This window comes from Bradyrhizobium sp. JR3.5, assembly GCF_054057015.1.
Genome location: NZ_JBSRYV010000001.1, coordinates 294,881 through 317,477 on the forward strand (window position 1 = coordinate 294,881; position 22,597 = coordinate 317,477).

Consider the following 22,597-nt stretch of genomic DNA (forward strand, 5'->3'; position numbering starts at 1 on the left):
CGTCGGGATCCGTAAGGAGCAATTCATGTCGTCCAGAATTCGCAAGATCGCGCTCGAAGAGCACTTCACGGCGCCGGGCTTCGAGGAATATTCGAAGGTCTTCACCAGGCACATGGACCCCGCTGCGCAATCAAAGCTGTCGTCCCAACTCAGGGACTTCGAAGATTTGCGGCTCGGTGAGATGGACCGGGCCGGAATCGACAAGGTCGTTCTGTCGCAGACTGGACCAAGCGTTCAGGCTGAAACCAACATAGACGTCGCCATCCGGCGCGCCGCCGAAGGCAATAACTACCTGGCGCAGCAGATTCAGCGGCATCCGGCCCGCTATGCCGGCTTCGCATCGCTGTCGATGCATTCCCCGAAGGCGGCTGCGAGCGAGCTGACCCGTGCCGTCGAAGTTCTCGGCTTCAAGGGAGCTCTGGTCAATGGTCATACGGGCGGGATCTACTATGACGATCCGGCCTACGACGCGTTTTGGGAGCAGATGCAACACCTGGACGTGCCGCTCTACCTGCATCCGACGGACCCAAGTCCAGTTCCGAAGGCTTATGACGGCCATCCTGAACTCACCGGCGCAGTGTGGGGGTGGGGCGTCGAGACCGCGACCCATGCGCTCAGACTGCTGTTCGGAGGGGTCTTCGATCGTTTTCCGCGGTTGAAGATCATCCTTGGCCACATGGGCGAGGGGCTGCCGATGCTGCTCTGGCGGTTCGACAGCCGCTTCGCCGTGTACTCGCATGGCGTTCGGCTTGCGCACAAGCCTTCCGAATACTTCGGACGCAATATCTTCATCACGACGTCAGGCGTCTGTTCGTCTGCGGCGCTTGCCTGCGCGCTTGCCGAGATGGGTAACGAAGCCGTCATGTTTTCGGTCGACTACCCCTACGAGTCGACGGCAATAGCCGCGGATTTCATCGAGAGCGCTCCGATAACCGAGGACGTCCGCGCGCAGGTCTGCTCGCGCAACGCCGAACGCATTCTGAAGCTGGCCTGATTGGCCGAGGAGACACCAAATGCAGAAGGTCTACCGCATCGGCCAGATCGTTCCGAGCTCGAATACGACCATGGAGACTGAAATTCCAGCGATGCTCAATGCGCATTCGGTCGCGCACGGCACGCGCTTCACTTTCCATTCGAGCCGGATGCGGATGAAGACGGTCAAGAAGGAAGAACTCGCGGCCATGGACAGCGAGTCCGATCGCTGCGCGCTTGAACTCTCGGACGCGCGCGTCGACGTCCTCGGCTACGCCTGCCTGGTCGCGATTATGAGCATGGGGAAGTCGTATCACCGCGTCTCGCAGGAGCGGCTCCATGGTCGCACGGTCGAGAACGGCGCGCCAGCTCCCGTAGTGACCAGCGCCGGTGCCCTTGTTGACGCGCTGCATGTCATCGGCGCCAAGCGCATTGCCGTCGTCGCGCCGTATATGAAGCCGCTCACGCAGCTCGTCATCGACTACATCGAGCATGAGGGGATCAACGTCTCCGATTCCCGCGCGCTTGAGATTCCGGACAACATCATGGTCGGTCGGCACGACCCGGCGAACTTGCCCAGCATCGTGGCGGGGATGGACCTCAAGGATGCCGACGCGGTCGTCTTGTCAGCGTGCGTGCAGATGCCGTCGTTGCCTTCGATCGCCGAGGTCGAGGCAAAAACCGGCAGACCAGTGATCACGGCGGCGGTGGCGACCACTTACGCCATGCTGACGGCGCTCGACCTGAACACGCGGGTACCGGGCGCCGGCGCGTTGCTCTCGGGCGCCTTTGGCAAGAATGCAGCGGCCGCTCCTCACGCAAAACTGCGGGCCGCCGGATGAGTACACTCCGATACGGCGCAAACGTCCAGGCCAACGGTGTACGGCTGCACTATCTGCTCTACGGGCAGGCGCGGGCGGGGCGTGATCCGATCATCATCCTACCGGGCATCACCAGTCCAGCGATCACCTGGGGGTTCGTCGGCGAGCGGTTTGGATGCGAGTTCGAGACCTACGTTCTCGATATTCGAGGGCGCGGACTGTCGCAGTCAGGCCCTACTCTCGACTACAGCCTGGACGCGCAGGCTGCCGATCTGGCCGAACTGGCTGCGGCGTTGAAATTGCCACGCTATACCGTGGTCGGCCACTCGATGGGGGCCCGCATTGCCGTTCGTGCGGCACGTAGCGGATTGCCCGGACTCGCGAGGCTTGTCCTGGTGGATCCGCCGGTCTCGGGACCGGGGCGGCGCGCCTATCCGGCGAGGCTCGATTGGTACGTCGATTCCATCAGGCTCTCGGTTGCCGGTTGCAACGCTGAATCGATGCGGGCGTTCTGCCCGACCTGGACCGAGGATCAACTGAAGCTGCGTGCGGAGTGGCTACACACCTGCGACGAGCGCGCGGTGCGCGAGAGCTTTGACGGATTCCACAATGACGACATTCACAGCGATCTCGGACGGATCACCATTCCCGTCCGGCTGATCGCTGCAGGACGTGGCGACGTCATTCGCGACGAGGACATCGCCGAAATCCGACGGCTGATGCCGAGCGCTTCGACTACGCGCGTCGTCGACGCGGGACACATGATTCCATGGGATGATGAGGCGGGATTCTACGCCGCCTTTGAGGAGTTTCTTGGCGCTCCCCTCGGCGCTGCAATCAGCAAGGAGAAGCAACATGTCGGTCAGTGATCACGATCTGATACAGGCTTGGAAACAGGTTCTCTCGCTTTCCAAGCTGGAGCGAGGTCAACTCGTGACCGTGCTCACCAGCTCGTCGACGCATCCGCAGACCCTGTCGACCGCAATCCTCGCGGCGGTGTCGATGGGTGCAATCGTCAACCGGCTCGATCTGCTGCCGGTCAACGGCGAGAAGGCCCTGAGCCGCGACTCGCTGGCCTATCTCGGCACGACGCCCCTGACAGGGAATCGCGCAGCGATCGCGGCACTGAAGGAGAGCGACCTCGTCCTGGACCTGATGACCCTGCTGTTCTCTCCCGAACAGCACGAGATTTTGAAGGCGGGCACGAAAATCCTGCTGGCTGTCGAGCCGCCGGAAGTCCTCGTTCGCATGGTGCCGACAATGGCTGACCGTGCGCGCGTTGCCGCCGCGAGTGCGAAGCTCGGCAAGGCGAAGGAGATGCATGTGACGTCGCCGGCCGGCACGGACGTCCGCTTCAAACTGGGTCAGTTCCCGGCCATCAGCGAATATGGCTTTGTCGACGAGCCCGGGCGGTGGGATCATTGGCCGAGCGGTTTCGCCTTGACCTGGGCCAATGAGGGGGAGGCCGATGGAATGATCGTGATGGAGCGGGGCGATATTCTGCTTCCGATGAAGTCCTACATTCAGGATCGCATCCACTTCAGAATCGAGAAGGGCTTTGTGACCTCGATCGAGGGCGGCGTCGATGCCGAGATTCTGAGCGAGTACATGGCCTCGTACAACGATCGAGACGCATATGCGATGTCGCACATCGGCTGGGGACTGCAGCCGAGAGCCAAGTGGTCGACGCTCGGTCTCTATGACCGGGAGGCCACGATCGGCATGGACGCGCGGGCGTTCGAGGGCAATTTCCTGTTCTCGTTCGGCCCGAACAACGAGGCCGGCGGGAGCCGGACAACGGCCTGTCATATCGATATTCCGATGCGGAATTGCACGATCGCGCTCGACGGGGAGGAGGTCGTCCGAAACGGAAAGGTGCTCGATGGAGGACCGGTTCGGGAGGCTGCCGAATGACCGACGACAAGGCGACGTATCGCCGGCAGGGCTTCGGTAAGGGCCTGGATCTCGATGCTCCATTCGGGCTGCTGATCATCGATTTCGTCAACGGATTTCTTGATCCCGCCGTTTTCGGCGGCGGCAACATCGCCGCCGCCATGGAGAGGACGATCGGACTGCTGGATGAAGCGCGCCGGCGAAGGTGGCCGGTTGCGCATTCGAGGATCGTATTCGCCGACGACGACGCTGATCGCAACGTGTTCGCTATGAAGGTGCCGGGGCTGCTCACGCTGAAGGAGTCTTCTTCCAATAGTGCTATCGTTCCGCAGCTTGCGCCGGAACCGGGTGAGCTGGTGGTCCGGAAGACCGTGCCGTCGGCATTCTTCGCGACAGGACTGGGACCATGGCTGACGCAGCGCGGCGTCCGCACGCTTGTGGTCGCCGGTTGCGTGACCAGCGGTTGCGTCCGGTCAAGCGTCGTTGACGCGATGTCGCTCGGCTTCCTTCCGCTGGTGGTCAGGGATTGCGTCGGGGACCGTGCGATCGGTCCGCACGAGGCGAACCTGTTCGACATGTCGGAGAAGTACGCGGTCGTCATGGACCTCTCCGATACTTTGAAGCTCGTGGAAGCCAAGACTGCTGGTTCTGCCGTTGCGACTGGCGGTGCAGGCGTCTGCTAGCGGACCCGGTGACGATATAGCCGTCGGTTCGTCGGCAGAATCGATTGCGCAAGAGTCGGCGATCGTGCCCGAATATTTCGACAACAAGCTCCCTGCCTGTCCCGCGTCTCCGCGGGATTTTTTTGCCCGCACGCTGGTCGAGGTTTGACGGAGAGGACCAGGCGTCAATCAGGAGCTAAATATCGTTTGTATACTGATGAAATTAGGGCGCATCGGAGTTGTTTGGATCGAGCTATGTTACGGAATATCTGCATATTATAGCCGGGTTTTGTCCTGCTTCGATTCCATGTTGCCTGCCGTCACTAAGATGATATAATCAGTATACATCTTAATTAAGCAAAATAAGATCAGTATACATCTTAATTAAGCAAAATAAGAGATGAGGGGACGATGACGGACATGCTGCATAATGCGAGCGCCATTCGCGCGACTTCCGCAATGACCGCCGAGGAGAAAAAGGTCGTATTGGCGTCATCCTTTGGCGCGCTGCTCGAGTGGTACGACTTCTACATCTACGCGGCGCTTGCAGTTCAGCTCGGGCACCTCTTTTTTCCGAAAGGCAATGAGACCGCAGCATTCCTCGCAAGCCTCGCAACGTTTGGTGCCGGTTTCCTCATTCGCCCGATCGGAGCACTGTTCTTCGGTCGCCTGGGAGATATGGTCGGACGCAAGAAGACGTTTCTCGTGACCATTATCCTCATGGGCGTCGCCACGGTTGGTGTCGGACTGCTCCCGACCTACGATCAAATCGGAATCGCTGCGACGTACGGACTCGTGCTTTGCCGCTTGCTGCAAGGTCTGGCGCTTGGCGGCGAGGTGGGCGGAGCCGTGACCTACGTCGCGGAACACTCGCCGGTGAACCGGCGTGGAGCATACACCAGCTCGCTTCAGACCACGGCGACGCTTGGGCTTCTGAGCTCCATCATTGTCGTCTTCGGGTTGAAGCTCATCCTTTCCGATGCGCAATTCCACGATTGGGGCTGGCGCCTGCCATTCGTGCTGTCGCTGCTGTTGTTGGTCGTATCGGTCTACTTCCGGGCGAAGCTGCACGAGTCGCCCACGTTCCAGCGAATGAAGGCTGCCGGCGCAACGTCCAAGGCGCCGGTCACGGAGAGCTTTACGCGCGCCGCGAACCTCAAATACGTCGTTCTGTTGTTCGTCGTTGCTGCGGGCCTTGGCGCGATCTTCGGCACCGGACATTTCTATTCGATGTTCTTTCTCAACAAGACTCTGAAAGTGCCGATGGACGACGTGCAATTGCTGATCGGGCCGGCCCTGGTGGTGGTCACGCCGCTGTATGTCTTCTTCGGCTGGTTGTCCGATCGTATCGGACGCAAGCCCATCATGGCGATGGCCTGCCTGCTCGCGGCTGTCACCATCCAGCCGATCTTCAAAGGCTTGACCCACTATGCAAATCCGGCCCTGGAGCGCTTTCTCGATCGCACCGATATCGTCGTCACGGCTCGCGACTGCAATTTCCGTCTGTTTGCCGAGGCCACCACGGAATGCGACAAGGTCACCGGTTTTCTGACGGATCTTGGTGTCCAATATCGATCGGAGCAGGCAGCCCCGGGCGCACCGACCACGGTCAAAATCGCGGGACAGGTCGTCGAAGGCTTCAACGCCGACAGCCTCAGGCAGGCGTTGGTCTCGGCGGGATGGCCGTCGTCCGCCGATCTTTCGAAGATCAATCGCCCCGCGGTATTTGGGCTTCTGTTCGTCCTCGTGCTCTATCTGGCCATGGTGTACGGCCCGATGGCGGCTTTCATGGTCGAACTGTTTCCGGCGCGCATTCGATATACCTCCCTCTCGTTTCCGTTCCATGTGGGTGCCGGCTGGGTCGGAGGTATGCTGTCCTTCGTCGTCACGGCAATGAATGTGTATTCCGGCAATCCGTACTTCGGATTGTGGTATCCGGTGATCGTGTCCGGCTTCGCATTTGTTGTCGCTATTTGCCTCGTGCCGGAGACGCGTGGTCGTCCGTTGGATTGAACCCACGGGTCGCAGGTGGCAATTCAACTTGCAGAAAATTGCAGCTGGATACCGTCACCCAGGCTATCGGTCTAATCTCGTTCACGAATACCGAGCACTCGCGCACGAACGAAAACAGCACGTATCTCGTGCGGTCGTCCAGATCAGGTCAAGTAAGGCCGAATAAGCGATTGATTGATTTCTGTGGTGGGCCCGGCAAGGACTCGAACCCGCAACCAGACCGTTTTGAGCGGGCCCGGGGCGATCCGGTCACCACCACGCTTCGTCGTCCGCTCTCCTTCCATCGCTAAGGACAGGGAGAAAGGCCATTGCGGCTTCAAGCAATGGGCGGATTGTGATTTACAATTCGGTCGTAACCTATTGATGTATATGACCGCGCTGAGATGGGTTTTTACAGCTAAGTATCTGCAATAACCCATAAAGGAGCTGCCTCTTAATCAGCGGGTCCCAGGTTCGAGCCCTGGTGCGCCCACCAAGCTTTCAAAGCTTAGGTTTAGCCCTCGTAACGGCCACTCCGGCCAGCGGTCGCGTTCTGTTTCGACAAGCGCATTGCTCTCTCCGCGCTACCTTTCCTGAATTCACTCACATCTTTCCTGTGTTCGTCTTGCGAGTGACGGACCGGCCGCCCGGTGCGACGACCGGCGCGTGATTCCGCGTCCGCTTCTGCGTCATGCGTCGGAGCCTGCGTGCCTTCATGTCGGAAATTCCATTCGATCGCGGTCCAGCACTGCTGAAGTTCGTCGCGACAGATCGGCAGCTGCTACGGCTCCGAGCGGCTTGAGCGATGCGCGAGGTGCCATCGGCACGCGGGGCGCCCTGCGGCAACGGCGGTTGACAGGCGGAAGCGCCCACTTTAAGCACCTGACTAATTAATCAATTAATTAAGATCTGAAACCCTAGGGAAAGAATCCGCCTGATGCTGGCCGGCGATCGATATCCGAAGCTGCTTGCCCCGCGCGGTCGCGGCTTCACCGGGCTGGACGGCCAGGTGCCCATCGGCGCGATGCAGACCGGCCTCGAACAGACCGGGAATGGCCTTGTCCGGCACGCCGAATTCGTGGCCGCGCGGACATGGCACAGCCGCCGGCTCGATCCTCACGGGCGGCGACGCGGCGTGCGCCGATCGCTGCCGTCAGATTCTGCATGCAGGTCCGCTCGCGCGTACGCCGCTCGGCGTTGCGCGCTCGACAGCGATGTCGCGGACCGGCGCGTCCTGCCCGAACCAGGGTGGGTTTCATTCACCCGTATGAAAAATGAGGAGTGAGGCGTAAACGATGGGACGTCGATCTGAGGTACTGATGGCGCAAGGCAGCGCCGGCACGGACAACCGGCGCGTGATACAGGTGGTATCGCGCGCATTCGACATCGTGCGTTGCTTCGAATGTCGAAGCATACGCCTGGGCAATCGCGAAATCGCCGATCGCTGCGGTCTTCCCCGATCGACGGTCTCCCGTCTCACCTTGACCCTCACCCAGATCGGCCAATTGATCTACCTGCCGCAAGAGCAGAAATATGCTCTCGGTCCGCACGCCGCCGCGCCCGGCGTCCCGTTGTTCGCGGAGGGCTGCGACAAGCCCGTCTGCGCCGACGAGCGGGAGCGCGCAACGGCGCAACCGTCCATGCTGATCAACTCGCGCTTCGAGTACTTCGAAGATCAGCGCAAGCCGGTTGCCGCGCCGCTTTCGGTCACGCCACACCGCTGACGCCTCGGCTTGTTCCGGAGCAGAAGACGTGGCGGAAACGGCGGGGACCAATCGACACGAGCTCACAGTCAAGAAACATCCAAAGTAGAGGGAAACGCATGTCTGAAGCATACATCATTGACGCGGTCCGCACGCCGCGCGGCATCGGCAAGCCGGGCAAGGGTGCGCTATCGCATCTGCATCCGCAGCAACTGGCCGCAACCGTGCTCGGCGCGCTCAAGGAGCGCAACAAGCTCGATACGTCGACCGTCGATGACATCATCTGGTCGACCTCGACCCAGGAGGGCAAGCAGGGCGGCGATCTCGGACGCATGTCGGCGCTCGCCGCCGGCTACGACATCAACGCCAGCGGCACGACGCTGGATCGCTTCTGCGGCGGCGGCATCACGTCGGTGAACCTCGCGGCAGCTTCGGTGATGTCGGGAATGGAGGATTGCGTCATCGCCGGCGGTACCGAGATGATGAGCTATCAGCAGACCCTCGCGGCCGAGCGCTCCAAGGCGGGACAGCCGGCGCGGATGATGGGTTCGGGCAATCCGGCGCTTGACGAGATTCACCCGCAGTCGCACCAGGGCGTGTGCGGGGACGCCATCGCCACGCGCGAGGGGATCAGCCGCGAAGCCTGCGATGCGCTGGCGCTGGTCAGCCAGCAGCGCGCCAAGCGGGCGATCGATGAAGGCCGCTTCGCCAAGTCGGTGATCCCGGTGCTCAACGACGACGGCAGCGTCGCCCTCGGTCGTGAGGAATTCCCGCGCCCCGAGACCACAGCCGAAGGCCTTGCTTCGCTGAAGCCGAGCTTCGAGCAGCTTGCCGATTTCGACCTCGGCAACGGTGTGACGTTCAAGAAGCAGATCCAGCGCCGTTATCCGGACCTCGAGTGGAAGGGCGTGCATCACGCCGGCAACAGCTCGGGCGTGGTGGACGGCGCCGCTGCAGTCCTCATCACCTCCAAAGAATATGCCGAGAAGCACGGCCTCAAGCCGCGCGGCCGGATCGTGGCCTATGCCAATCAGGGTGACGATCCGACGCTGATGCTCAATGCGCCGGTTCCGGCGGCCAAGAAGGTTCTCGCCAAGGCCGGCCTGACCAAGGACGACATTGACGTCTGGGAGATCAACGAGGCCTTCGCGGTCGTCGCCGAGAAGTTCATCCGCGACCTCGAGCTGGATCGCGAGAAGGTCAACATCAATGGCGGCTCGATCGCGCTCGGCCACCCGATCGGCGCCACCGGATCGATCCTGATCGGCACGGCGCTCGACGAGCTCGAGCGCAGCGGCGGACGTTATGGCTTGGTCACCATGTGCGCCGCCGGCGGCATGGCGCCCGCCATCATCATCGAACGCATCTGATCGGCGAAAGGATATTGCCATGAAACTCGATTCATCGGTCGCCGCCGTCGTCACCGGCGGCGCTTCCGGCCTCGGCGCGGCCACCTCGCGGGCGCTCGCAGCACAAGGCGTCAAAGTCGCGATCTTCGACTTCAACGAAGAGAAGGGTGAAGCCATCGCCAAGGAAATCGGCGGTGTGTTCTGCAAGGTCGACGTCACCTCCGACGAGCAGGTCGATGCGGGCTTCGCCAAGGCGCGCGCGGCGCACGGCCAGGAGCGCATCCTGGTGAACTGCGCCGGCACCGGCAACGCGGTGAAGACTGCAGGCCGGGACAAGAAGACCGGCGAACCCACCCATTTCCCGATCGACGCCTTCAACCGCATCATCCAGATCAATCTCGTCGGCACCTTCCGCTGCATCGCCAAGTCGGCGCAGGGCATGCTGTCGCTGTCCCCGCTGGAGCACGGTGAGCGCGGTGCGGTCGTGAACACGGCGTCGGTCGCGGCCGAGGACGGCCAGATGGGGCAGGCGGCCTATTCGGCCTCGAAGGCCGGCGTCGTCGGCATGACCCTGCCGATCGCGCGCGACCTGATGGCCGAGGGCATCCGCGTCAACACCATCCTGCCGGGTATCTTCAACACCCCGCTGCTGCAGGGCGCCCCGGAGAATGTCAAGGCCGCGCTCAGCGCGTCGGTGCCATTCCCGAAGCGTCTCGGCATGCCGGAGGAGTATGCGCATCTCGCGCTGACCATGATCACCAACGGCTACTTCAACGGCGAAGACGTTCGCCTCGATGGCGCCATCCGCATGGCCCCGCGCTAAGCGCACGGCAACAGGAGACCAAAGCGATGTCCGAAGAAACTCCGGTCCTCACTGAAGTCCGCGGACCTATACTGATCATCACGTTGAACCGGCCGGAAGCCAAGAACGCGGCCAACCTCGCCCTCTCCAAGGGCGTGGCCGCGGCGATCGACCGGCTCGACGCCGACGATGCCCTCAGCGTCGGCATCATCACCGGCGCCGGCGGCACATTCTGTTCGGGCATGGACCTCAAGGGGTTCCTGAAGGGCGAGCGGCCGTCGATCCCGGGCCGTGGCTTCGCCGGCCTCACCGAGGCGCCCCCGAAGAAGCCGCTGATCGCGGCCGTGGACGGCTACGCGCTCGCCGGCGGGATGGAGATCGCGCTGTCGTGCGACATGATCGTCGCCAACCGCAACGCCAAGTTCGGGATCCCCGAGGTGAAGCGCGGGCTGGCTGCTGCGGCCGGCGGGCTGATCCGCATGCCGCGCCAGATGCCGTTCCGCGTGGCGATGGAGTTCGCATTGACGGGCGAGTTCTTCGGCGCCGAGCGCGCCTACCAACTCGGCATCATCAACCGCGTTACCGACGGCCCGGCCCTCGACGCCGCACTCGAGCTTGCAGCCGCGATCGGCGCCAATGGCCCGCTCGCCGTCAAGGCATCCAAGCAGGTGATAGTCGAATCCCGGCTCTGGCCGGAAGACCAGATGTGGAAGAAGCAGCAGGAGATCGTCGCTCCTGTCTTCGTGTCCGAGGATGCGCGCGAGGGCGCGGCTGCCTTCGCAGAAAAACGCGCGCCGAACTGGAAGGGCAAGTAAGGCGTCGCTTGTTTCAATGACGGAGCGCCGGTTTTGATTGAAGCAGAACCGGCGCTCCGAATTTTTTTGTCAGTGCTTCGCCGAACGCCGGCCGGTTTCCGCGCCGCTTGAGAGCGCTATTGGGTGAATGATGCGTAGCTTTACCGAAGACCAGGTCATCTTCCGCGACTCCTACCGCAAATTCCTCGCGAGCGAGATCGCGCCCCATATGGAGGCGTGGCGGGAGGCCGGCATCGTCGACCGCAGCGCGTTCAAGAAGGCCGGCGATCTCGGCTTCCTGATGATCTGGCCCGAGGAAAAGTATGGCGGGATGGGCGACGAGGACTTTCGCTATGAGCAGATCATCATCGAGGAGACCGCGCGCTCGGGCTGTAAGGGCTGGTTCAACACGCTGCACAGCCGCCTGGTCGGCTCCTATTTCAAGCGCTTCGGCACCGAAGAACAGCGCGACCGCTTCCTGCCCAAATGCGTCAGCGGCGAGACGATCCTGGCCATCGCGATGACCGAGCCCGGCGCGGGCTCGGACCTCGCGGGCATGCGGACGACGGCGGAGGACAAGGGCGATCATTTCCTGCTCAACGGCTCGAAGACCTATATTTCCAACGGCATCAATTCCGACGTGGTGATCGTGGCCGCCAGGCTCGCAGGTGCCGAGAAGAAACACGCGATGGTGCTGCTGATCGTCGAGCGCGGCATGGAAGGCTTCGAGCGCGGCCGCAATCTCAAGAAGATGGGCATGCCGGCGCAGGACACCGCCGAACTATTCTTCCAGAACGTGAAGGTGCCTAAAGCCAACGTGCTTGGAGAACCGGGCAGGGGCTTCTACTATCTGATGGAGGGCCTTGCCGAGGAGCGGCTGATCTCCGCGGTCGGGTCAATCGCCAATGGCCGCAAGGCGTTTGACATCACACGCGCATACGTGATGGATCGCAAGCTATTCGGCAGGCCGCTGGCCGAACAGCAAAACACCCAGTTCCGCATGGCGGAGATGGATGCCGAAATCGATCTCGTGCAGGTCTATGTCGATCACTGCGTGGCCGAACACAATGGGGGCGCCTGACCAGCAATATGGGCGCCAAGGCCAAGATGATGTCATCGGAAGTCGAGTGGAAGATGCTCGACCTCGGCGTACAGCTGCACGGCGGCGCAGGCTATATGGATGAGTATCCGATCAGCCGCATGTTCACCGACGCGCGCGTCAATCGGATCCTGGCGGGAAGCTCCGAAGTGATGCGGCTGATCATCGGCCGCGATGTCTTTTCGGAGCACTACAAAAGCATTCTGGACTAGCCGGTCACCGCGGCCAGCTGTCTACTTCGCTCCGCGCGTTACCCGCGCGCCTGCCGCAGCGGCTCGCGCGCGTATTCCTTCGAGCGCATCAATGCGTCGACGAAGATCGGCTCCCATGAGCGAATGTGGCTGCGAAGCAGGTTCGGCAGCGCCTCAGTCTCGCCGGCGAGCGCGAGCTCGATCAGCCGGTAGTGCTCGGGCACCGAGGCCTGCTGCCGCTCGAGGCCACGGCGCGTGAGCTGATGCCGTAGAGCCGCATCTTGTCGCGCAGGCCCATCACCATGTCGGTCAAGAGCTCGTTGCCGGCAGCTGCGATGAACTCGCGATGATAGTTGCGATCGGCTTCCAGATAGAGCTGGACGTCGTCGGTCTCGACGGCCTTGGCGATCTGGTCGGCCCAGCCGCGCACGACTGGCAGATCCCTTGGAGGATTGGCGGCGACCAGCACGGCGGCGTGCAGCTCCAGCACCTCGCGCATGTCGAACAAGTTGCGCAATTCGGTCAGCGACGGCTCCACGACCTTGAAGCCGCGGTTGCGCATCGGCTCGACCAGGCCGCCGCGGCTGAGCTCGAGCAGCGCTTCGCGCACCGGTGTCGAGGAGACGCCGAGGCTCGCGGCGAGTGACGGCACCGAATACATCGTTCCGGGAAGGCTCTGCCCGGAAATGATCTCGGCGCGCACCCGCTGCAGCACCTGTTCGCGCAAATTCTGGTCCATGGGTGCCTCTCGCCGGGAGCTCCGATTCGTCCCTGATTATTACTTAGCCTTGACGCGGCCGGTAGCGTATGCCGTAAATGTGTAACGCATTACAAGAATGCGTCACAAGGGCTGACTTGACCATGAGACGGCGGTGAAACAGCGGCGACCCGGCTATTGCACGCTTTGTCGCTCGCGCTGCGGTTCTGTCACCGTGGTGGAGGACGGGCGGGTTGTCGGCGTAGAGGTACTGAATAACCATCCGACCGGCGGCGCGCTTTGCGCCAAGGGCCGTGCCGCCCCTGAAATCGTCGCCAGCCCGCGCCGTCTGACCGTGCCCTTGAAGCGAACCCGACCGCGCGATGCCGCCGATCCGGGCTGGATCGAGGTGTCGTGGGACGAGGCTTTGACCGAGATCGCCGACCGGCTCGGCAGGATCCGCGCCGAGAGCGGCGCCGAGGCGGTGGCGTTCGGCGTCACCACGCCGAGCGGCACGCCGATGGTCGACAGCTTTGAGTGGGTCGAGCGCTTCATCCGCGGCTTCGGCAGTCCCAACCTGATCTACGCGGTCGAGATCTGCGGCTGGCACAAGGACTATGCGCACGCGCTGACCTTTGGTCGCGGCATCGGCTTTCCCGATTACGACAATGCCGATGCGATCATCCTGTGGGGCCACAATCCCGCGCGCACCTGGCTCGCCCAGGCGACGCGGATCGCTGACGCGCGGCGGCGCGGCGCAAAGGTCGTCGTCGTCGATCCCAAACCGAACGGATCGGGTCAGCAGGCCGATCTCTGGTTGCGCATTCGCCCCGGCGCCGATGGCGCACTTGCGATGGGCGCGATCCGTCATCTCATCGCGACCGGCAGCTTCGATGCGGATTTCGTCGATCAATGGACCAACGGATCGCTGCTGGTCGATCGTGCGACCGGGCGCTTCCTGCGCGCCGACGCGTTGTGGCCCGATGGCGCGCCTGAGGCTTTCGTTCGTCTCGATGCGCTGGGCTCGCCGGTGGCTTGCGACACCCGATACGCGCCGGAGCGCGGCGGCCAACTGCGCGGCGCGCTGCCGATCCCTGCACGCGACGGCCGGATGATTTCGGCGGCAACCGCGTTCGAATTGCTGGCCGAGCGCGCCGCGCCCTATACGCCGGCGCGCGTGGCGGAACTGACCTGGTTGCGCGTCGAGGATATCGACGCATTCAATGCGCTGCTCGCCGCCCGGCCACGGCTCGCCTATCATTCCTGGACCGGCGTCGGCCAGCACACCAATGCCACCGCGATCGAGCGCGCGATCGCGTCGCTCTATGCGCTGACCGGCGCGTGCGATCGGCCCGGCGGCAACCGCTGGCCGGTCCCGCCGCCGACACGTCCTCTCAACGACTACAACATCCTTTCGCCGGAGCAGCAGGCCAAGGCGCTGGGCCTTGCCGAACTGCCGCTCGGCCCGCCGGCGAAGGGCTGGATCACGGCGCGCGATTTCAGCCGCGCCGTGCTCGAGGGCGAACCTTACCGCGTGCGCGCGCTGGTCGCCTTCGGCACCAACTTCGTCGTCTCGCAGGGCCATACCGAGCGCAACCGTGCGGCGCTGAAGGCGCTGGAATTCCAGGTTCATATCGACATGTTCATGAACCCGACCGCGGAAAGCGCCGACTTCGTCCTGCCGGCCAGCACGCCGTGGGAGCGCGACGCGCTCAAGATCGGGTTCGAGATCACGCAGCAAGCCGTCGAGACCGTGCAGTTTCGCCCGCGCATGGTCGAGCCGATCGGTGAAGTGAAGGCCGACTACGAGATCGCCGCCGCGCTCGCGCTCAAGCTCGGCATGGGGAGCTTGTTCTTCGGCGGAGACATCAAGGCCGGCTGGAATTATCAGCTGGCGCCGCTCGGCATTGGTGTCGAGGATCTGCGCGAACATCCGGAAGGACGTCGCTTCCCGCAGGTCTTCCGCAATGAAAAATACGCCGTCACGCGCGAGGACGGAACGGCGGCGGGCTTTGCGACGCCGACGCGCCGTGTCGAGATCTATTCGGAGCTGATGCTGGGACACGGGCATGACCCGTTGCCCGATCATGTCGAACCGGTCGGCAGCCCGCTCACGACAGCGGCAGACGAACGCTTTCCGCTCGTGCTCTCCACCGCCAAGAGCGGTTGGTTCATTCACTCCTCCTGGCGGCATGTCGCCTCGCTGCGGCGAAAGTCGCCCGATCCGGCCGTCGAGATCAGCCCGCAGCTCGCCGAGCGGCGCGGATTGGCAGAGGGCGACTGGGCCATGGTGGAAACGCAAGGCGGTGCCGTGCGCCTGAAGGTGCGCCTCAATGCGGCGCTCGACGCGCGGGTCGTCGTCGCCGAGTTCGGCTGGTGGGAGGATTGTCCGCCGCTCGGCCGCGATCGTTCGGCTGCGGCAGGCTCCCTCACGCGCAACATCAACGCGGTGCTGCACGACGATGCGCGCGACCCGGTCAGCGGCTCCGTCCCGCTGCGTGCGATCGTCTGCGATATCAGGCGCGACGGCGTGGCCAGCCGCGGCGTCTGGAGCGGCCAGCGGCGGTTCGTGGTTGGCGAGCGCAGGGCCGAGGCCGATAACGTCATCGCCCTCAGCCTGCTGCCGCTTGACGGTGGTCCGCTGCCCGACTTCCTGCCGGGCCAGCATGTGATGATCTCGCTGCCGGGCACAGCGGAGACGCGGGCCTACTCGCTGACCGGATCGGGCAACCTGCCGCAAGCGCTATCGATTGCGGTGAAAGGACGTTTCCTCGGCGAAGCGCGGAGCGGCGATGCGCCGTTCTTCATGCCGGATCGTCTGCATGGTCTTGCCGTTGGAGACCAGGTTCTGCTGGAGCCGCCGGGCGGCATCTTCACGCCGCCATTGAAGGGACCGCGGCCGCTGGTCTTCCTCGCTGCCGGCATCGGCATCACGCCGTTCATCAGCCATCTCGAGACGCTGCAACACACAGCGCCACAAGATCGCATCGCCGACGTTCTGCTGCTCCACGGCTGCCGCAGCAGCCGCGAGCATCCGTTCGCGCAGCGGCTGGGCGGAACTGGAAGCCAGCACGCCGGGGCTGACGCGGGTGACGTTCTATTCGGCGCCGCTCGCGCAGGATTCGGTCGACGCGCGGTCGTTGCGCAAGGGGCGGCTCGATCTCGAACAGGTCAAGCCGTTCTTGGCGCGCCGGCCGCTGGTCTACATCTGCGGCTCGCCGGATTTCGTTGCGGCGCAGATCGAGGCTGCAGTGGCGCTCGGTATCCCGCGGTTCGACATCTTCGCCGAAAGCTTCGTCTCGCCGCCGTCGGTGCCAAGCGACCTTGCGCCGCGAACCATCCGGCTTGCGGGCAGCAAGCAGAGCTTTTCCTGGGGACCGGAGCAGGGGACGCTGCTCGACGCCGCGAGTGCCGCGGGCGTCGCGCTGCCGAGCGGCTGCCGTGTCGGCCAATGCGAAAGCTGCGCGGTCGAGGTGGTCGATGGGGAATTCACCCATCTCGGCCCGGTCGATGGGAGCGAGGGGCAGTGCTTCGCCTGCCAGGCTGTGCCGCTCACCGACCTCACGCTCGCGCTTTGATGACCAATCACGATTGAAGACTAACCGCATCACCGGAAGGGGATCAGATTGATGACGAATGCAACGCACGACCAAACCGTGAGCCTGCGAAAACCTGTCGCTGATAACATCATGGCGCGTTTTTCGCAGGCCCTGGTGGCGTTCGCCGAGCGCTGGTTTCCGGATGCGTATGTCTTCGTCCTGATCGCCGTGATCGCGGTTGCCGCAGGCGCGATCCTGCATGGCGGTTCGCCGCTCGCCGTCAGCCGCGCCTTTGGCGACGGGTTCTGGAATCTGATTCCCTTCACGATGCAGATGGCCCTGGTTGCGATCGGCGGCTATGTCGTGGCGATGTCTCCGCCGGTCGCCGCCGTGCTGGCGCGGCTCGCGAGCGTGCCGAAGACCGGGCGCGGCGCGGTGGTCTTTGTCGGGATGCTCAGCATCTTCCTCTCGCTGCTGAACTGGGGCCTGAGCCTGATCTTTTCCGGCCTGCTGAGTGCGGGAGATTGCGCGGCGCACGGATATCCGGCTCGATTATCGCGCGGCCGGCGCTGCCGGCTATCTCGGGCTCGGTTGCGGCTTCACCCTCGGCATCACCTCGTCGGCCGCGCAGCTCCAGGCCAATGCCGGCAGCATTCCGGCATCGCTTCTGCCGATCACCGGCGTGATCGGCTTCTCGGAAACCATTCTGACCTGGCAGAACATGGTCACCGTCGCGATGGTCAGCGTCGTGTCGGCGGCGATCTGCTATTTCACGACGCCGGCACCCGAGCAGGCGAAGACCGCGGAAGATCTCGGCGTTGCGCTCGGCGACGATCGCATCGAGGCCAGGAAGCCGGCTCGTCCGGGCGACTGGCTGGAGTTCAGTCCGCTGCTGACGATCCTGATCGCCCTGCTTGCCGCCGGCTGGTTGTGGCAGACGTTCCAGTCTGGCAATCCGCTGATCACGCTGTCGGGGCTCAACACCTACAATTTCGTCTTCCTCATTCTCGGCATCGTGCTGCACTGGCGGCCGCGCAGCCTGATCGAGTCCTTCTCGAAGGCGATGCCGAGCGTCTCCGGCGTGCTGCTGCAGTTTCCGTTCTACGCCGGCATCGCGCAGATCCTGACCAAGGTGCCGAACGGCAGCGGCACCACGCTGTCGGACACGATCGCGCACTGGTTCGTCGGTGCCTCCAGCAATTCCACCGTGTTCTCATTCCTGGTCGGAATCTATTCGGCGCTGCTCGGCTTCTTCGTTCCGTCGGCCGGCGGAAAGTGGATCATCGAGGCGCCCTACATCATGAAGGCGGCCAACGATATCGGCGCGCATCTCGGCTGGACGGTGATGGTCTACAACATCGCCGAGACGCTGCCGAACTTCATCAACCCGTTCTGGATGCTGCCGCTGCTCGGCATCCTCGGCCTGAAGTCGAAGGATCTGATCGGTTATACGTCGGTGCAATTCTTCATCCACTTCCCGATCGTGATGCTGTTGGCCGCGATCCTGATGGCGACCCTTCACCTATCACCCGCCGATTCTGCCCTGAGTGATAGCGGCCGGGCACCAGGAGCGCGGCGGCCGGCCAGCGTCCGCCAATTCGGCGAACCGCGCCGTCATCACCAAAACTGTGCTGTTTTGCTGGCCGGCACGAATGAGGCATCGCGCCGGGCCGTGATCTTTGGTCGGTCATTTCATTGACCGCCGCGCGGTTCGGCCGGATATTGATGCGCGATATCCCGCGTTGTTCAAGGCCGCCGCCATGAGACATCACCACCGCAGCTTGATGTGCGACATGCGAAGCCGCATGCCGCATCGCTGCGTCTCGGCGGCGACCGGCGTCTGTTGTTGATCGCTTAAGAAAAATCCCAAGCACCCGACAATCAGACAGGAGCGCCATCTTCCGGCGATCGAGCACGCATGTCCCAAGCCCAAATGTCCCAAGCTTACGTCATCGAAGTATCGGATCGAACCGCGGGTATCGTTGTCAGCGACGCCAGAGGCTTCTGCTTCTTCTCCTCGGATCGCGCCTTTGATGGCCTCGATGGCGGCTATTTCGGCTCCGCTCGCGCCGCGGAGCGTGCGGTGAGGGCGCTGTTGCAGCAGCGCCGCCCGGCGTCATAGATCATCCCCACGGCATCGCCGGCGCGCCAAGGTTGATGCGGCTGCCATCAGGCAGCCGCGCGGGGCGCAATACCGTCGTGCGGAAAGTGCCGCCTGCGATCGGGGATCAGGCCGGGCAGACCATCGTCAGCAGCAGCAGCGTTGGCGGCTGATTGTCGCCGTTGGCGTGTTCCCAGGTCAGCAGAATGTCGTGCCGATCGGCATTCGGCGCATTCTTGTCTTTCTCTTTCACGTCGATCTTCATCGGGATCGGCGGTTCGGAGTTGAAGCATTTGCGGACGGCGGCATCCAGCAGCGCGCATTTCGTCAGCGGTACGACGCCGGCCTCGTCCTTGGAGAGGGCCGCGGTGCTTGCTTGAGTGGCGAGGTCCAGGCGCGCCTTGCCCATCTCCTTTTTGCCACAGCTTGCCGCTCCCGCCCGGCCACTGGTGCCTGGGCGACAGGATCGGCTGGTATTGGCCATATTCCAGCGTCTCGATGTCGATAAGATCCGACGCCTTAAGTATAGCGACGCTCTTGACCATGTTCTGCAAAGGATAGTAATGCGCGTTGATATGATCTTTGAATTGCTGGTTATTGTATACTCTTCCGCCCATAGGATTTCCCTTTCATTACAACTTTGGCTTGCTCTGGCTATACATAAGTTATGCAACGCGGGGACGTCGAACGAAATCGGTCGTACGGCTCGAGTTGCGCCGTCTGATTTCTCGCGCCTCGACCTACCACTCAAGACTGTATCTCGTCCAGTTTAGCAACCTCTCGGGTTGGCGCGGATGCAGACGGACAGCACGTCCGGATTGATAAGCATGTCCCGATGGGTAATCTCTACTCTAAGCTGCTCACCGGGATGCTGAGTTGGCGAGACCGCAGCAGCCTTTGAGAGCAGGAATGCTTTGCTTTGCATGCCAATCGACGATCGGAGCGGACGACAATTGGTGCGCCCAATGCGGTGCCGCCGTAGCAAAGCGCCTCGATCCCGACAGTGAACAGCGATTTGTAACCATCCTTCGCGCCGACGTGGTCGATTCCACGGGGCTCGTAGCGGACCTGGATCCGGAAGAGGCGGTCTCCCGCCTGGAGCCGGCCCTGGCCGCCATGCGCGGCGCAGTGCGCCAGTTCGGCGGCATCGTCAGCAAGGAATTGGGGGATGGGCTCGCCGCGGTATTTGGCGCCCCGATTGCTGACGACAACCACGCGCCGCTTGCTTGCCATGCAGCGATCGAACTCGTCCGACGTATCGGGGGCTTGGGCGATCCGGCGCTCCAGGTTCGGGTGGGGCTCCATTCGGGGCGCGTTGTGACCTACATGGTCGCCAGCGAATATTCCAAGGTCTATGAGATCGGAGGGGCAGCGCAGCATCTTGCGGCGCGCCTCGAAGCGGTCGCCGGACCGAATCAGATCTACGCGTCCGAGGCTTGTCAGCATCTCGCCGATGGCAATGTCCAGTTCGACTATTTGGGTCGCAAACGACTCAAAGGGTTTAGCGAGCCTGTGCCGATCTACCGTGTGACCGGCGCAACCAATGTCTCCAGTTGGCGGGTACGCAGGGCGCGAAGCGTTGCACGGTTTGTCAACCGCGTGGACGAGACCGGGTTGCTCAGGCAGCTGGCTCAAAATGCCGGGGCGAGCCGGCAGACGGCGCTCTTGATTGGCGATCCCGGCATCGGAAAGTCGCGGCTCGTGCACGAGTTTGTCGACGAGCTCAAGCGCGAGGGCTGGCGTCCGGTCCACGCAGAGTGCAGTCCGAATCTTCAAGGTGCACCGTTCAGCGCGCTGAAGGCGCTCATGCTGTCGATGCTCGAAGGGACTGCGGCGGACGCCGATATCCGGACCGAGCCTCCGACGACTCTGACCGGGATAGCGCGTTCCGCCATCAATGCGGTGCTGGATCGTCCGATATCGGATCCAGAGTGGGGCGAGCTGGAGCCACACGCGCGCGGCCGCGCGATCAGCGACGCGAGCTGCGCGATTCTCGAGAGCCTGGTCGCCCGGCAGCGCACTGTGATCCTCGTCGAGGATCTGCACTGGATCGATCGCGCCAGCGAGGCCGTTGTCGCTGCGCTCGCGTCGCTGCAGATACCTAGCCTTCTGGTGTTGTTGACCAGCAGACCCAACGGCATTCCGGACTGGATCGCGCGCTGCAACGCCGAGATCGCCGCGTTGCGGTCGCTCGCCGAGGATGCCGGACGCGAAATGCTGGACGATATCTTGGGGCGGTCCGCGAACATGGCCGATCTGAAGAGCCGCGTCGTGCTTCATACGGCCAGCGTGCCACTCTTCATTGAAGAGGTCTGCCGGGGTCTCAAGGACAGCGGGATTCTGCGGGGGCATTGGGGCGATCTGGCGCTGGCGCGTCCGGTCGGCGAGCTTGGTATCCCGAGCAGTATCCAGGGAGTCATCGCAGCGCGTCTGGATCGGGTATCGAGGGAGGAGCGCTCCCTGTTGCAGATCGCGGCAGCGCTAGGCCCACGCTCGACGGAAGTTATCTTGCGCGAGGCGTCCGGTCTCCCTGAGCCCGTGCTGCAGCGCTGCCTGGCGGTTCTCGACCGCTCGGAGTTTCTGGTGAAGATCGATATCGAGCCGGATCGAGTGCTCGAGTTTCCGCACGAAATGGTCCGCCAGGTCATCTACGACTCGATGGTCGAAAAAGTACGTGAAGGCGTCCATGCACGCATTCTTGCGACGTTGGAGGGCAATGGAAGCTCGCATGATGAGCCCAGCAGGCTCTGCTATCACGCAATGCGAGCGAAGGACTGGCAGAAAGCTTTCAGCTACGGCAGAACTGCCGCGCGGAAGAGCCTGGCACGATCGGCATTTGCCGACGCAGCCAACTACTTTGAGATCGCGATGACCGCACTCGACAAGACGCCGTTCGCTCGCTCGCGCGAAGCGGATGCGGTCGACCTTCGCATCGAGGCGCGCACGGCCTTCATGAGCGCAGGCAAGGTCGCCGAATGGTTCGATCTCGGAAGAGACGCGGAGGAGCGCGCCAACGCGATCGACGATATCGGGCGGAAGGTCGCGGCGATGGCGGTCAGGTCGGGGGCGCAGAACTTCTACGGCACCCCGATCGAGGCGATCGAAACCGGCGAGGAGGTTGCCCGTCTGGCGGGAGAGTGGGGCAATCCGGGTTGGCTCAACCTGGCTCAGTACAGCCTGGGCCAGGCCTATTTCATTGCCGGGCGCTATCGTGACGCGGAGCAAATGCTGGGACAGGCTTGCCTCCGCCTGTCCGGGCCGGATGCCAGCGCGCCGCCCGGGACGACGCCGAAAACCCTGGAGCTGCTGTGCTGCATGATGAAGAGCGTGACCCACACGACCTTGGGAGAGATTGATATGGGGGCCGAGTTTCATCAGCGCGTGACGGCAATCGCCAATGAGAGCAACAGGCCCATTTGATCGCGTTGGCGCCGGCTATAGCGGTGGTTGTCTGGCGCTCGGTCGGGGCAATCCTGGCGAAGCAGCGGCGGTCCTGGAGGACGCTTTTGCCATTACGCAAAAGTATGGAATTCGCCTCTTCGTGCCTGTCATCACCTGCCATCTTGGTATTGCCTATCTGGAACAGGGACGTCTCGCTGATGCGCGGGTTACGCTCGTCGAAGCCCGAGAGGTAGCCAGGTCGGTGAGCTATACCTCGATCGTGCTGCGTACCTCGATCTATCTGGCACTGGCTCTGAGCCGGCTCGGCGATGCGCCAGCCGCGTTGAACATGCTGCGAGAGGCGCGAAATACCGCGCGGCAGCAGGGCTTTTCCGGTCTGGAAGCCGAGGCGTTGTTCGGAGAGGCGGCGGTATCGCCGGCGTCTAATGAGAACGACAGGACTTCCATTCTGCACAAGTTGCGCGCGGCAATTGCGATTGCATCGAGCAGTGGAACGAAGCCGCTGCTACATCGGGCCGAAGCGCTCCTGAACGGGATGCTTGCCGATCCACAGGGTGAACCCTGGCGGCATTAGAGCATG

The 22,597-nt window shown here is 63.1% G+C and carries 19 protein-coding genes and 3 pseudogenes; 19 read left to right on the top strand and 3 right to left on the bottom strand.

Translation table 11 applies throughout. The annotated features are described in order from the left end of the window. Nucleotides 1–25: 25 nt before the first annotated feature. From ACVWW1_RS01485 to ACVWW1_RS01545, 13 genes and pseudogenes are all read left to right on the top strand, one after another. The gene (locus tag ACVWW1_RS01485) at nt 26–994 is read left to right on the top strand and encodes an amidohydrolase family protein (RefSeq protein WP_456654592.1); all 969 of its coding nucleotides are present in this window, start codon (nt 26–28) and stop codon (nt 992–994) included. A gap of 19 nt (nt 995–1,013) precedes the next feature. After that, the gene (locus tag ACVWW1_RS01490; RefSeq protein ID WP_456654593.1) at nt 1,014–1,814 is read left to right on the top strand and encodes a maleate cis-trans isomerase family protein; all 801 of its coding nucleotides are present in this window, start codon (nt 1,014–1,016) and stop codon (nt 1,812–1,814) included. Continuing rightward, complete coding sequence (locus tag ACVWW1_RS01495) at nt 1,811–2,662, top strand: alpha/beta fold hydrolase (protein ID WP_456654594.1); 852 nt, start codon at nt 1,811–1,813, stop codon at nt 2,660–2,662. The genes ACVWW1_RS01490 and ACVWW1_RS01495 overlap by 4 nt, the downstream gene beginning before the upstream one ends. Then, the gene (locus ACVWW1_RS01500; protein ID WP_456654595.1) at nt 2,649–3,707 is read left to right on the top strand and encodes a 2,5-dihydroxypyridine 5,6-dioxygenase; all 1,059 of its coding nucleotides are present in this window, start codon (nt 2,649–2,651) and stop codon (nt 3,705–3,707) included. Before ACVWW1_RS01495 ends, ACVWW1_RS01500 begins: the two co-directional genes overlap by 14 nt. Continuing rightward, on the top strand, nt 3,704–4,369 hold the full coding sequence (locus ACVWW1_RS01505; protein WP_456654596.1) for an isochorismatase family protein: 666 nt from the start codon (nt 3,704–3,706) through the stop codon (nt 4,367–4,369). The genes ACVWW1_RS01500 and ACVWW1_RS01505 overlap by 4 nt, the downstream gene beginning before the upstream one ends. A gap of 390 nt (nt 4,370–4,759) precedes the next feature. Next, entirely contained in the window at nt 4,760–6,361 is a 1,602-nt protein-coding gene (locus ACVWW1_RS01510) for an MFS transporter (protein ID WP_224924516.1), read from the top strand. Nucleotides 6,362–7,277: 916 nt separating this feature from the next. Then, nucleotides 7,278–7,625, top strand: a complete 348-nt coding sequence (locus ACVWW1_RS01515) for a hypothetical protein (protein WP_456654597.1) — start codon at nt 7,278–7,280, stop codon at nt 7,623–7,625. A gap of 10 nt (nt 7,626–7,635) precedes the next feature. Then, nucleotides 7,636–7,899: pseudogene (locus tag ACVWW1_RS01520) on the top strand (helix-turn-helix domain-containing protein); the annotation flags it as partial. A 263-nt stretch (nt 7,900–8,162) separates the two neighbouring features. Beyond that, nucleotides 8,163–9,413 (top strand): acetyl-CoA C-acetyltransferase, encoded by a 1,251-nt coding sequence (locus ACVWW1_RS01525; RefSeq protein ID WP_456654598.1) that lies wholly within the window; start codon nt 8,163–8,165, stop codon nt 9,411–9,413. Nucleotides 9,414–9,432: 19 nt separating this feature from the next. Next, entirely contained in the window at nt 9,433–10,215 is a 783-nt protein-coding gene (locus ACVWW1_RS01530) for an SDR family NAD(P)-dependent oxidoreductase (protein ID WP_092083031.1), read from the top strand. A gap of 26 nt (nt 10,216–10,241) precedes the next feature. After that, the gene (locus ACVWW1_RS01535; RefSeq protein WP_207831583.1) at nt 10,242–11,009 is read left to right on the top strand and encodes a crotonase/enoyl-CoA hydratase family protein; all 768 of its coding nucleotides are present in this window, start codon (nt 10,242–10,244) and stop codon (nt 11,007–11,009) included. Nucleotides 11,010–11,139: 130 nt separating this feature from the next. After that, a complete protein-coding gene (locus ACVWW1_RS01540; protein WP_456654599.1) occupies nt 11,140–12,069 on the top strand; it encodes an acyl-CoA dehydrogenase family protein in 930 nt (309 codons plus the stop codon). An 8-nt stretch (nt 12,070–12,077) separates the two neighbouring features. Beyond that, complete coding sequence (locus ACVWW1_RS01545; protein WP_456654600.1) at nt 12,078–12,299, top strand: acyl-CoA dehydrogenase family protein; 222 nt, start codon at nt 12,078–12,080, stop codon at nt 12,297–12,299. A 38-nt stretch (nt 12,300–12,337) separates the two neighbouring features. On the opposite strand, the gene ACVWW1_RS01550 is transcribed toward ACVWW1_RS01545, so the two are convergent. Together ACVWW1_RS01550 and ACVWW1_RS01555 are read right to left on the bottom strand one after the other, a co-directional pair. Beyond that, nucleotides 12,338–12,502: a hypothetical protein gene (locus ACVWW1_RS01550; protein WP_456654601.1), complete on the bottom strand. Its 165-nt coding sequence runs from the start codon at nt 12,500–12,502 to the stop codon at nt 12,338–12,340. Next, the gene (locus ACVWW1_RS01555) at nt 12,481–13,017 is read right to left on the bottom strand and encodes a GntR family transcriptional regulator (RefSeq protein ID WP_456654602.1); all 537 of its coding nucleotides are present in this window, start codon (nt 13,015–13,017) and stop codon (nt 12,481–12,483) included. The genes ACVWW1_RS01550 and ACVWW1_RS01555 overlap by 22 nt, the downstream gene beginning before the upstream one ends. A 196-nt stretch (nt 13,018–13,213) precedes the next feature. Between ACVWW1_RS01555 and ACVWW1_RS01560 the strand changes: the two are divergent. From ACVWW1_RS01560 to ACVWW1_RS01575, 4 genes and pseudogenes are all read left to right on the top strand, one after another. Further along, nucleotides 13,214–15,412, top strand: a pseudogene (locus tag ACVWW1_RS01560) (molybdopterin-dependent oxidoreductase); the annotation flags it as partial. Nucleotides 15,413–16,286: 874 nt separating this feature from the next. Continuing rightward, nucleotides 16,287–16,553, top strand: coding sequence for a 2Fe-2S iron-sulfur cluster-binding protein (locus ACVWW1_RS01565; protein ID WP_456656592.1), 267 nt, complete (start codon nt 16,287–16,289; stop codon nt 16,551–16,553). 51 nt (nt 16,554–16,604) lie between these two features. After that, nucleotides 16,605–18,061: pseudogene (locus tag ACVWW1_RS01570) on the top strand (short-chain fatty acid transporter). Between the two features lie 371 nt (nt 18,062–18,432). Then, on the top strand, nt 18,433–18,636 hold the full coding sequence (locus ACVWW1_RS01575) for a hypothetical protein (protein WP_223968903.1): 204 nt from the start codon (nt 18,433–18,435) through the stop codon (nt 18,634–18,636). Between the two features lie 106 nt (nt 18,637–18,742). On the opposite strand, the gene ACVWW1_RS01580 is transcribed toward ACVWW1_RS01575, so the two are convergent. Beyond that, complete coding sequence (locus ACVWW1_RS01580) at nt 18,743–19,024, bottom strand: hypothetical protein (RefSeq protein ID WP_456654603.1); 282 nt, start codon at nt 19,022–19,024, stop codon at nt 18,743–18,745. A gap of 500 nt (nt 19,025–19,524) precedes the next feature. Between ACVWW1_RS01580 and ACVWW1_RS01585 the strand changes: the two genes are divergently transcribed. Further along, nucleotides 19,525–22,035, top strand: a complete 2,511-nt coding sequence (locus ACVWW1_RS01585) for an ATP-binding protein (protein WP_456654604.1) — start codon at nt 19,525–19,527, stop codon at nt 22,033–22,035. Further along, nucleotides 22,013–22,591: a tetratricopeptide repeat protein gene (locus ACVWW1_RS01590; protein ID WP_456654605.1), complete on the top strand. Its 579-nt coding sequence runs from the start codon at nt 22,013–22,015 to the stop codon at nt 22,589–22,591. Before ACVWW1_RS01585 ends, ACVWW1_RS01590 begins: the two co-directional genes overlap by 23 nt. Nucleotides 22,592–22,597: the final 6 nt, after the last annotated feature.